The sequence below is a fragment of the Phytoactinopolyspora halotolerans genome, assembly GCF_010550675.1.
In the GTDB taxonomy this organism is placed as follows: Bacteria; Actinomycetota; Actinomycetes; order Jiangellales; family Jiangellaceae; genus Phytoactinopolyspora; species Phytoactinopolyspora halotolerans.
Genome location: NZ_JAAGOA010000012.1, coordinates 28,798 through 40,198, shown reverse-complemented (window position 1 = coordinate 40,198; position 11,401 = coordinate 28,798). Strand labels below are relative to the sequence as shown.

The following is an 11,401-nucleotide window of genomic DNA, read 5'->3' as shown; positions in this document are numbered from 1 at the left end:
GTTGACAGAGGTCGATGTCAACATTATGATGACACGATGATGGAGGGCGCGACGTGGCGATCACGGACGCGGTGCGGAAACATGGCCTCGGCGACTCCGACATTCTTCATGCGATTCGGAATCCATTTCGGTACATCGAGCAGGAGTACGACGGCGAGTTGCGGATCTTGGTTCTCGGTGCCGATTGCACGGGTCGTTTGCTGGAGATCGTGGTGGTGCCGGCGCATGATCCGCAACGTGTCATCCACGCTGATCGGATGCGCCCGAGGTTCTACGACTACCTGTCCAAAGGGTGATGATGATGGCCAAGGCACAGCATAAGAGCAGCGTCGAGGAATGGTTGGACACCCTCGACCCGGAGGTTACGCCTGCGCGCGACGCACGTCATCTGAGGGCTATCGGCCAAGCACTCGCCAATCTGGAGGAGGCGGAGCGAGCGCTCGATCAGGCTGTTGCAGATGCCCGTGCAGCCGGGGATTCGTGGGAGGCGATCGGTACTGTGTTGGGCACCTCGCGGCAGGCGGCTCACCGCAAGTTCCATGCCAGAACCGAGAAGAAGTGACCACGTCATGACGTGGCCGCTTGCCGTCTCGACCCTGGGTATGCCCGGCGCCCTGATCGGCGAGGTGATCGATGTCGCGGCGTCGGCAGGTTGCGTGGCACTCGAGTTGCGGGCTGGAGAGGGCCAGCTGGCGCACGTCGGCATGTCGTCCGCCGAGCGGGCGGAACTCCGCGGGTGCCTCGACGAAGCAGGTCTGGGCGTGCTCGCGGTGTGCTCGTACGTCAAGCTGTGCGCTGCGGGGGACGACGACGCGGTCGTGGACGACATCACCGAGCACGTGCGGCTAGCGGCCGACCTGGGTGCCGGCGGCGTGCGGTTGTTCCCCGGCGCGGAGAATGACGCCGGCGCCGTCGCGGAAGAACGCGGACGGCGCCGGTTGGAGGCCGCCGTCCCGACAGCCGCGGACTCCGGCGTCCGGCTGCTGGTGGAGACCCATGACAGCCACCGCACCGGCGAAGACGTCGCGCGCCTGGTGGCGCCACTCGTGCAGGATGTGGCCGGCGATCATCCTCGGTACATCGGAGCCATCTGGGACATCGTCCACAGCTGGGCCGCCGGCGAATCGCCCGAGGCCAGCGCGGCGTCGCTGGACGGCCTACTGGCCTACGTCCAGGTCAAGGACGCGGTGCTCGCCGACGGCCGCCCTGAGCCCGTCCTGCCCGGCACCGGGCACGTCCCGCTCGGCGAGATCACCGGCGTCCTTGATCGGCGCCGGTACGCGGGTGTGCTGAGCCTCGAATGGGAGAAGGCGTGGCACCCCGACCTCCCGGAGGCTCGCGACGCACTCGCCGCGGTCCGCGACTGGCTGGCCGCTACCGCATCGGCCGGACCCGGGTAGTCCGGCCGATGCGGCCCGGCTCAGCGGAGCGTCACGTCGGCGTCGTCGGCGATGTGCAGCTGCTCGCCGGCGTTGCCCTCAACGCGATTGGCGTCCAGGACGATGCCGGTACCGGCGTCGATGCGGATGCCGTTGGCGTTGCCGCTGACGGTGTTCCGCTCGATCAGCACGTCGCTGGGGATGCCGGCGGCGTGACCGTCATCGCCGGGATCCTCCTGCAGCCGGATGCCCCAGAATCCGTCGGCGCGGTTGCCGGAGATCCGATTGTCCCGGACGACCGTGTCCGGAGCATTGCGGACCTCGATACCCACCCGCGCCGGCGCCGAGCTGCGCCGCGTGATGACGTTGTGCTCGATCAGCGTCTCCGGAGATCCGAGGTGGACGATGACGCCCTCCCGGTTGCCCTGGAGCACGTTGTGGTGGATCCAGTTCCCGGGCCCCGACGCATCGTGCTGGGTGGCCGATCCGCCCGTGTTGCCGAGTCCGATGCCGGCCGCGCGACTGCCGGTCACCGTGTTGTGTCGCACCTCGTTCAGATACTCGTCTTCGCCGTGCAGGTCGATGGCGTCGTAGACGGTGCGGGTGATGGTGTTGCCGGCCACCAGGTTGTTGTGCGTCCAGTACTGCAGCAGGATCGCGTGCCGCAGGTACGGGCCCTCGAACGTGTTGTCTTCGACGACGTTGTACCGCGAGTCGTCGGTGTAGGCGTACCGGTCCACCGACGGCGTGCCCTGGATCGTCACACCATAGCCCTGGCCACCGCCGCCGACGCTGGTCGCGTTCCGGAACGTGCTGCCGCGCACGGCGACGTGCCGGCTCTTCTCGATGCGCACGCCAGAGCGCTGGAAACGTTCGACGACGACGTCCTCGACCAGCACCCGGACGCTTGGACGCATCCCGGCGTTGGCGACGAAGACTCCGTAGGCGGGGCCGCCACCTCCCGCGTCGGACGGATCGTCGGTGAACTCGCCGTCGAAGGTAGAGGTCACGGTGAGCCCGGTGATGGCCACGTCGGAGATGCCCAGGCCGCGCAACACCTTGCCGGAGTGGGTGTCCGGCGTCAACGACGAGCGCAGGATGGTCTCGCCCGCCCCGGCGCCTCTCAGATGGATCCCGGAGCGCAGCGCGATGTTGCTGGTCGGGTCGGCGGGCACGGTGGTGTCCAGGTCGTAGACCCCCGGCGGGAGATACACCTCGTCGCCCGGTTCGGCCGCGGCGACGGCCTCCCGGATGGCGGACGCGTCGTCCCCGGAGACCGGCTCGGGATCTGCCCCGAACTCGAGGACGTCGAGCGTGCGTCCGGAAACGGGTGCCGGAGGATCGACCGCGATCGGGTGGCCGTCCGGGTCGACCAGGCCGGGCCGCGTCCACGGCTTCGCGTCCGGATCCGGCTCCGGCAGCTGGGAGGCGAGTTCCTCGACGACGGCGCCGTCGGCGTTGGGCGGATAGACCCGCACGTCGGCGACGCTGTTCCAGCCGCTGCCCGCGCTGTTGCCGTATCCGAGGTAGCGGATAAACCGAGCCTCGAGCCCGGCCTGCGGCGACGCGCCGAGCGTGACCGGTTCCAGGTCGATCGTGCCGCCCGAACTCTCACCGTCCGCGACGGCCGTCGTCCAGGTCTGGCCGTCGTGGGAGATCTGCACGTCGTAGAAGGCGGCGCGGACGTCACCGCGGTGCCAGGCGAGGCCGAGGTATCCGACGGTGCGGACCGCACCGAGGTCCCAGGTGATCCACTCGGGATCCGCCGGGTCTTCGGTCAGGGCGGACCACCGGGTGGTGAGGTCGCCGTCGAGGGTGTTCTCCGGCAGGTTGCCGTCGCTGCTCGACGCCGTGACCTCCGCGACGCTGATCGGTTCCGGGGGTTCTGGCGTCTCCTGTGCGGCGGCCGCGGCCGGTGCCAGCGGGATGATCGTCAATGCCGCCGCAGCGGCGACGGCGGTGCGGCGGTTCACTGATGAGTCACCTCGACGTCGTAGATCATGACCTGTCCGAAGTTGCTGCTGTCGCACGGCGAGGAGTTGGTGCAGTTCGCCTGCGTATAGGCGCCGGCCTTGAAGTAGCCGCCGTCGAAGTCCGCCGGGATGGTCGTCTCCAACCGGCCGTTGTAGTAGGCCCTGATCTCGCCGTCGCTGACCACGAACTTGGCCTCGAACTTGGTACCGAGCCGGTAGTCATCGGTGATGAGGTGGTAGGTGCTGTCGTTGCCGCGGGTGACGTAGAGCTTGTTGCCCTGCAGCCGAAAGACGCTCACATCATCGTCGCCGTCGTGGATCTGGCCGGCCACGACGTGCGGTTTGTCGTTCGGCACGTTCTTGATCGACTGGGTGATCACCATGGTGTGCGTGCCGGAGTCGGAGGACCAGCCGGCATGGTCGGCGCCGCCGTTGGTCATCTCGCGCAGTTCGGATCGGGGGTAGCTGGAGTTCGGGGTGGTGGCGCCGTTGACCGGTGCGCGGAATTGCACCCCGTCGCACGTGGAGGTGACCGCGAACCACGGCTCGATCGCGTACGTGTTCAGCTCCGGTTGGCGGATCTCCAGCGGTTGCTCGCCCGATCGGTCCGGATCGTCGATCGGAAGGGTGATCTTCCAGTCGGTGAGGTCGAGGATCTGTGCCGGGTAGTCGCAGCCTGCGCCGCCGGCCGCGCCCTCCACCGCGGCGAGCCCGGCGACGACCGTCGCCGGGTCTCGCGAGCTGCCGGCTGCCGGGGGAGAGGCGCCCAGTGCCGGGGCGATCAGGGTTGTCATCATCATCGTCGTCAGGCCCAGCAGGCCGGCGACCCTGCGGCGTGCACGTCCCATCCAGCTCACCCTCTCGATCGTCGACGGCGTTCGATGATGCGAACGCCGTTCACATATATGTACGGCGATCGTAAAGAGGGCGTTACCCGCCGTCAAGGGTGTCGACGACAAGGTTTTCGGGTGCTGGTGCGCAAACGCCGCGATCAGGTAGGCACGGCCGCCCCGGCGGACCGGCGGAACTGGTCGCGGACGCGCGTCAAGGCGTCGACGACCCTGCGCTCCACCTCGTCGTCCAACCGGAACGCCGGTATCGAGACACTGAGTGCATCGACCGCCGGGCGCGTCGTGGGGAGGGCGACGGCGAAGCAACAGATGCCGTCGCTGCTCTCCTCTCGATCCGCGGCGTGACCCGTCGCGCGGACCCGGGCGAGCTCACCGAGTAGCGTCTCGAGGTCGGTGACGGTGTTGGCGGTCAGCCGGGGTAACGGCCGTGGCAGCAGATCGGCCACGGCTGCGTCGGAACGCTCGGCCAGCAGCGACTTGCCGAGCGCGGTGCTGTGTGCCGGCACCCGGCGGCCGATGGCGGAGAACATGCGCAGCGGGTGCGGCGACTCATGCTTGGCGAGATAGACGACGTCTGAGCCATCCAACCGGCCCAGATGCGTCGTTTCGCCGGTTTCGGCGCCGAGCCGGTCGAGCAACGGTTGCGTCCGGCTGACGACGTCGTCCCGGTCGACGTACGACGCGCCGACGAGAAGGGCACGAACGCCCAGGCCGAAGTACGTGCCGGACGGGTCGGTCTCGGCCCATCCGCGCTGCACCATCGTCCGAAGGATGCCGTGCAGGCTGCTCTTAGGGATGGACAGCGCGCGAGCGAGATGCGCGAGACTGAGCCGCTCGGTGGAATCGGCTAGCACCTCGAGGATCTCCAGCGTGCGGTCAGCCGACTTGACCGGCTGGAACTGGCGTTCGGTCACGGCCCTATCGTAGAGCTGAGCGTTCACATCGCCGACGCCCATCCGAGGACGCGAACGTGTGGCCGGCCCAGAGGGTAGCCGGCTGTCCGAACATGACCGGAGGGTTGTGCCGGTGACAGCCGGTACAACCCTCCAGCCTTATCCGGACACCTGCCGGCCTGGGTGTGGATGGTTCAGCGCAGGCCGTTGCGCTTGGCCACCAGGACGGCCGCGTCCGGATCGTCACTGATGAGACCGTCGACGCCGAGGTCGATCACCCGCTGCATGGTGGCCTCGTCGTTGACGGTGTAGGGCACCACGCTGAGCTTCATCCGGTGCAGCCGTTCGATCTCCGGGCCGTGGAAGTATGCCGGATCCTCGCGCGCGTACCAGTCGTCGGAGCTGACACTGCCCTGCTCCGGATCGTGCACCTGCCAGTTGGCCGAGATGGTCGACGCGCCGACGATCTTGGCCATCACGCCGATGTCCCGGATGCGCCACCAGTCGACGCCCGCGGTCCACGGGCTCTTCACCGAGGGGTCGTCGTAGGATGCGCGCAACGAGCACTCGTCGGCCAGCGTCGCGCACTCCTCGGGGCCGTACTGCCAGATCAGCGCCACCGTGTCGATGCCACGGTCCAGCCGGCGGGCGTGCTTGACGGTCCGCCAGTCGAAGGACTGGATGGTGGCGCGGTCCCGCAGGCCGGCGTCCTGGATGGCCTCGACGAGGGCGCGGGTGAACTCCCGGTACGGTGCGGTGTCGTCTACCAGCGGGCTGATCTTCGTCTCGATGTTGAGCCGGATGTCGTCCCGTCCGCTCTGCTCCACCAGATCGAACACCTCGTCCAGGGTCGGAATCCGCGCTCCGGGCACGGCGACCTGGTCGGGGAAGTTCGGCAGCGTCTTCGAACCGCAGTCGATCGTCTTGATCTGCTCCAGCGTCAGGTCGTGCACGCGGTCGCCGACGTAGGGGAACTCCGGGTCGCCGGGTGTCGCGGGCTCGGTGTCTTCACAGTGCGAGCCGTTGATGGTGCGATCGTGGATCACCACCAGCTCGCCGTCCTCCGTGACGCCGGTGTCGAGTTCCAGGGTGGACACATCCTCATTGGCGAGCGCGTACTCGAACGCCGGCAGGGTGTTCTCCGGCCGGACCGCCCGCGCGCCGCGGTGGCCCTGGATGTCGAACGGCGACTCGTAGCCACGCGGCAGCCGGAAGCCACGCTCGTCCATGACCTGCCGTAGCCGGTCCGGGTAGTCGGTGATGATGCCGTCGACGCCGTCATCGATCAGCTTGTTCATGGTGGCGACGTCGTTGATGGTCCACGGGATCACCTCGATGCCGTTGCGGTGCGCGTGGTCCACCATCTCGGCGGTCACGTACGGCTGGTAGTCCGGGTCGTCGACCGAGCCGCCCTGGGGAAAGCCGTGTACGGGGGAGAAGACGTCAGCGCCGAACGACTTGATGGCCGCGATCGGGTCGCCGTCGAAGTCGTCGATGTCGATGCCGCCCAGCCATGGCGACGCGCCCGGCTGATCCACCTGGAGGAAGCTGTAGTTGGTCAGGGCCACCAGGGGCAGCTCCGGTGCGACCTCGCCCATCAGCATGAGCGCGCCCCAGTCGAAGCTCTGGATGGTGACCTGCTTCTCCACGTCGGCCTCGCGGATCTCTGCCGCCGTGACCTCGACGAACTGCTCCCGAGGGGCTGTCTCGTGCGGGGCGCCCGCCTCCACCTTCGTCTCGATGTTCAGCATGACGTCGTCGGCGCCGTACCGCTTCACCAGGTCGAAGACCTCGCTCAGCAACGGCATCTTCGCGCCGGGTACGGCCTCCTGCTCGGGGTAGTTCGACAGCGTCTGCGTGCCGCAGTCGAGCGTGCGCACCTGCTCGAGTGTCAGGTCCTTGATATACGTGCCCTGCGCGTAGGGGAACTGGGGGTCGTCCGGTGTCACCGGCTCGGTGTCGGCGCACTTGGCCGGGTTGATCCGCCGATCGTGGGTGACGACGGCGTGGCCGTCCTTGGTGATCTGGATGTCGAGCTCCAGCGTGGAGACCCCGAGCTGCAGCGCGTTGCCGAACGACGCAAGTGTGCTTTCCGGACGGAGCGCTAGTCCGCCGCGGTGGGCCTGCAGGTCGAACGTCTGGGCCTGGCGCTGGCCGCCGGCGCGCGCGGCGTCGGGTTCCGGTTCCGCCGCGGCCGTCGAAACGGCGGTGGCGAGCAACCCGAGCACGAGCGTGCTGGCGAGGGTCGTCGAGACGAGCTTCTGCCGCGATGCCATCGGCACAATCCCTTCGGTACGGAATGGCTTCGGCGCGCCGCGTCGGGCGTGGACGCCCGAGGGTGCGACGCGGCCGATGTCCGCGATGGTGTCGGCAACGGTTGAACACCAGGTGTGTGATGTGAGGTTTCTGCGCGAAGCTGAATCAACATGTCGCGATCACGTCTAGACGATCTCCTGGACACAGTGTTGTGAGAAAGAACGGCCACGCCGACGGCGCACAAGAGGTGGCGACTGGATGACTGCGTTGATCGGACCCGTGCGGAGTCTTGGCGTGCACGCGGACACCGCTCGGATCCGGTTCGGTGAGGCGTCGGCGGCGAGCTGGAACGACGCGGCCCAGGTGGGACGTTATGAGGTGTTGCTGAAGGCATCTTCGGCGCCCACTGCGGTGGCGGTCTTGACGCTCGACATCTGCCGGCCTGCTGATGCCGACGAGAGCCGTGATGACTACGCGCACTGGGCGTTGACCCACGTCCTGTTGGACGGGCACCACTAGGTGGAGGCCGCGGCCCGGGCCAGCCGATCACTCCAACTGCTGACGCTGCTCTCAGTCGACGCCAGCCTCGCAACCCCTGATGAGGTCGGGCAACTCGCCGATGTGCGAAACCGAACCGTCAGGGCCAGGGCGTAAGCGCGTACCGTCTACGTGACGTGTGGCTGGTTATACCTCCAGTACATCCGTGACGAGTAATTTGAATGCTTTGTCTTGTTGATGGTGCTGTTGGAACTGTTCAGCGTCGGGTGAACGGGATACACCGTCAATTCTCTTGTGAACGGGGTTCGAGATCGTCTAGCCTCGAACGTATGAACGATTCTGTGTCGCCTTCCGGGGTGGTTGCCGAGCTGGCCGGTCTGATCGACCGGCTGGCCGGGCTGCCTGGTGCGGTGGACGATGCGGAACGTATCGACCGGATCGCGGTGCTGGAGAGGCTCAAGGCCGCGGTGTTCGCGGCGCAGGTGGGTGAGCAGGTCGACTTCGACGCCTCGCAGCAGGCGGCGAACCAGGCGAGAGGGCTGCGTGGGGAGCGGGCCAGGCGGGGGATCGCTGAGCAGGTCGGGCTTGCCCGCGGGCTTTCACCGGCGTCGGCGGCCCGGCAGCTGACCCATGCGCGGGTGCTCATCCGGGACATGCCGCAGACTCTGGCGCTGCTGCGCCGGGGTGAGGTCTCGGAGTTCGTGGCCACCCTGGTGGTGAACGAGACCTCCCATTTGGGTGCGGACGAGCGCCGTGCGGTCGACGCGCGGCTGGCCGAGGAGTTGGCGGGGTTGGGGCCGAAGAAGGCCGCGGGCATGGCGCGGCGGTTGGCGATCGAGGCCGACCCCGCCGCCGCGGTCGCGCGGGCGTCGAACGCGCGCAAGGATCGGCGGGTGAGTTTGCGCCCGGCTCCGGACACCATGACCATCCTGACCGCGCTGCTCCCGGTGGAACAGGGCGTGAAGGCGTATGCGTCGCTGCGTCGTCACGCCGACGCGGCCGTGTCGTCCGGGGATGAGCGTTCCCGCAACCAGATCATGGCCGACGAGTTGATCGCGCGGGTGAGCGGACAGGCCGACGCGGTGTCCGCCGAGATCGGGCTGGTGATGACCGACACGTCGCTGCTCGGCGGTGATGAGACGCCCGCGGAGATTCCCGGCTACGGACCCGTCCCGGCCCAGATCGCGCGCAACCTCGCCGCACAAGCCGCCCACACCCACACCCACGGCACCAGCGGGGGCAGCGGCGACGACGATGCCGACTACACCCACGGCCAGGGCGGCGAGGGTGCAGCCGAGCGGGCGCGGATCTGGATCCGGCGGCTCTACACCGACCCCGCTACCGGGATCGTGCGTGACTGCGACCCCCGCCGGCGCCGCTTCGACGGCGTGCTGGCCAAGCTGTTGCACTACCGTGATGGCGGCGTCTGCCGGGATCCGTACTGCGACGCCGACATCCGCGAGTACGACCACGTGCACCCCTACGCCGACGGCGGAGACACCATGCCGGCCAACGGACGCGGCGTGTGCCAACGCGGCAACCACACCCGCCAAATCCCCGGCTGGAACGTCCGCGTGGTCGACGCCCAGCGCCACATCGTCGAAACCACCACACCCACCGGACACACCTACCGATCAGCACCGCCGCGCGCACCCGGGACGCGAAAGCGCCGGACCCGGGGCGTCAGGCCGGGCTGAGCGTGGCCGCTTCGTCGTCGCCGGCGCCCTGATCGCTGGTGATGCGCAGGGCGGTGACCAGTTCTCGGTACAGTTCATCGGTGGCCAGCAGCGCCGTGTGACTGCCCACGGCGCGGACCCGGCCCGCCTCTAGGACGATGATCTGGTCGGCGTCCATCACGGTGGACAGCCGATGCGCGATGGTCACCACCGCTCCCCGAGAGGCTTGGCGCCGGATGCCCTCGGCGACTGCGGCTTCGGTGAGGCCGTCGAGTTGCGCGGTCACCTCGTCGAGCAGGAGCAACTCCGGGTCCGCGACCAGTGCCCGTGCCACGGCGATGCGCTGGCGCTCGCCACCGGAGAGTGTGGATGCGGTGACGTCGGTGTCCAGGCCATCGGGCAGGGTGCGGGCGCGTTCGTCCATCCGGACCGCCTCGAGAGCGCGCCAGAGCGCGGACTCATCGGTGTCCGGCGCAGCGTAGGTGAGGTTCTCGCGCAGCGTGCCCGGGATCAAAGGCGTGTCCTGTTCCACGTAGGCGATCCGGCCGCGGAGGTCGTCCAACGTCCACTGGCTGAACGGGCGGCCGTCGAGCTGGATCTCACCGTGCTCGGGTCGGAAGAACTTCAACAGCAGGGAGAAGATCGTCGTCTTGCCGGCCCCGGACGGGCCGACGATGGCGGTGTGCCCGCGGCGGGGGATCGTCAGGCTCACGCCGTCGAGCGCGGGCGTGGCGTCGGGGGAGTAGCGGAACACGACATCGCGGAGGACGAGCGTGTGAGCGTCGTCGGGGGAGATTGCGTCGGCGCCGGCCGGACGGGTGGTGTGATCGTCGGTTTCGGATTCCATGTCCGTGATCTCGGCGATGCGGGCCGCCGCGGCCAGTCCGGACTGGATGGCGGTCATACTCATCGTCAGCAGCATGACCGGCATCATCAGCTGGAAGCCGTAGAGCAGGAAGGCGATCAGCGCGCTGACCTCCAGCGCTCCGGTGGAGACTCGCCAGGCGCCGAACCCCAGCACGATCATGATCGCGAGGTTGATTCCGCCGCCGGTGATCGTCCAGGCCCACGCCTCGATCTTGACCGCGCGGATGCCTTTCTGGGTGGAGCGGCGTGCGAATTCGCTGATCCGCTCGGTTTCGCGATCCTCGGCGCGGCTCGCCTTGACCGTCCGCAGGGCGCGGAGGATGCCCTCGAGCCGGCCACCCATCAGGCCGATCTCGGCCTGCGCTTCTTGCTGGGCCTTGGACAGTCCCGGCATCAGCAGCGCCGCCGCAACACCGACGACGATGATGACCGCGACCGTGGTCGCCAGGAGCGGAAGGTCGAGCACGCCCATCAACACCAGCGCGCCGACCACGCCGACCAAGCCGTTGACCCCATTGACCACACTGGACATGGTTGCCTCGCGGATCAGCAAGGTGTCCGATGTCACGCGGGCGACCATCTCGCCGCTGGAGCGGTGGGCGAGTTCGGGCACCTTCACGCGCAGCAGATGTCGGATGATGCCCGTTCGAGTCGCGAGGATGATCCGCTCGGCCAGGGTGCCGAGCATGATCGCCTGGATCAGCCCGATGACGGTGCCGGCGACGAGCAGGACGGCCAGCGCCGTGACCGGCCCGCGGAGTGATTCGGACAGTGCCAACCCGTCCAGGACCCACTTCGTGACCATCGGGGTGGCCAGCTCCGTCCCGGTTCCGAGTAGTCCGAGGAAGACACCGAGGCCGATCATCGCGCGGTGTGGACGGGCATATGACCAGAGCACGGCGATCCGTTCGCGCATCGGCATGTTCGGCGTCGCGCCGGGATCGGCGCTGTTGGCCGGCAGAGCATAGGTCATGGCGAGCTCCGGATGATGTGCTGGCGGTGACGACG

At 68.3% G+C, this 11,401-nt stretch carries 10 protein-coding genes and 1 pseudogene; 5 read left to right on the top strand and 6 right to left on the bottom strand.

Going from position 1 to position 11,401, the window contains the following annotated elements; translation table 11 throughout:
* Positions 1-53: 53 nt before the first annotated feature.
* Genes G1H10_RS17190 through G1H10_RS17180 form a run of 3 tightly spaced genes read left to right on the top strand, consistent with a single transcriptional unit; the run spans position 54 to position 1,400 of the window.
* Positions 54-296 carry a DUF4258 domain-containing protein gene (locus tag G1H10_RS17190; protein WP_163740016.1) on the top strand — a complete coding sequence of 81 codons (243 nt, stop codon included), beginning with the start codon at positions 54-56 and terminating at the stop codon, positions 294-296.
* 5 nt (positions 297-301) lie between these two features.
* Positions 302-562, top strand: coding sequence for a hypothetical protein (locus G1H10_RS17185; protein WP_163740014.1), 261 nt, complete (start codon positions 302-304; stop codon positions 560-562).
* Between the two features lie 7 nt (positions 563-569).
* Positions 570-1,400, top strand: a complete 831-nt coding sequence (locus tag G1H10_RS17180; RefSeq protein ID WP_163740012.1) for a sugar phosphate isomerase/epimerase family protein — start codon at positions 570-572, stop codon at positions 1,398-1,400.
* A gap of 20 nt (positions 1,401-1,420) precedes the next feature.
* Here the strand turns inward: G1H10_RS17180 and G1H10_RS17175 are convergent, their stop codons facing one another.
* From G1H10_RS17175 to G1H10_RS35060, 5 genes and pseudogenes are all read right to left on the bottom strand, one after another.
* The gene (locus G1H10_RS17175; RefSeq protein ID WP_163740011.1) at positions 1,421-3,352 is read right to left on the bottom strand and encodes a right-handed parallel beta-helix repeat-containing protein; all 1,932 of its coding nucleotides are present in this window, start codon (positions 3,350-3,352) and stop codon (positions 1,421-1,423) included.
* A complete protein-coding gene (locus tag G1H10_RS17170; RefSeq protein WP_163740009.1) occupies positions 3,349-4,200 on the bottom strand; it encodes a polysaccharide lyase family 7 protein in 852 nt (283 codons plus the stop codon). The genes G1H10_RS17175 and G1H10_RS17170 overlap by 4 nt, the downstream gene beginning before the upstream one ends.
* 143 nt (positions 4,201-4,343) lie before the next feature.
* The gene (locus tag G1H10_RS17165) at positions 4,344-5,159 is read right to left on the bottom strand and encodes an IclR family transcriptional regulator (protein ID WP_163740007.1); all 816 of its coding nucleotides are present in this window, start codon (positions 5,157-5,159) and stop codon (positions 4,344-4,346) included.
* A gap of 131 nt (positions 5,160-5,290) precedes the next feature.
* On the bottom strand, positions 5,291-6,274 hold the full coding sequence (locus G1H10_RS35065) for a glycerophosphodiester phosphodiesterase family protein (RefSeq protein WP_376778632.1): 984 nt from the start codon (positions 6,272-6,274) through the stop codon (positions 5,291-5,293).
* 6 nt (positions 6,275-6,280) lie between these two features.
* Positions 6,281-7,372: pseudogene (locus G1H10_RS35060) on the bottom strand (glycerophosphodiester phosphodiesterase); the annotation flags it as partial.
* 238 nt (positions 7,373-7,610) lie between these two features.
* On the opposite strand from G1H10_RS35060, the gene G1H10_RS17155 reads away from it, so the two are divergent.
* The gene (locus tag G1H10_RS17155; protein ID WP_163740003.1) at positions 7,611-7,871 is read left to right on the top strand and encodes a hypothetical protein; all 261 of its coding nucleotides are present in this window, start codon (positions 7,611-7,613) and stop codon (positions 7,869-7,871) included.
* 308 nt (positions 7,872-8,179) lie between these two features.
* A complete protein-coding gene (locus G1H10_RS17150; RefSeq protein ID WP_163740001.1) occupies positions 8,180-9,547 on the top strand; it encodes an HNH endonuclease signature motif containing protein in 1,368 nt (455 codons plus the stop codon).
* Here the strand turns inward: G1H10_RS17150 and G1H10_RS17145 are convergent.
* Entirely contained in the window at positions 9,534-11,366 is a 1,833-nt protein-coding gene (locus G1H10_RS17145; protein ID WP_163739999.1) for an ABC transporter ATP-binding protein, read from the bottom strand. The two genes, G1H10_RS17150 and G1H10_RS17145, sit on opposite strands and share 14 nt — an antisense overlap.
* Positions 11,367-11,401: the final 35 nt, after the last annotated feature.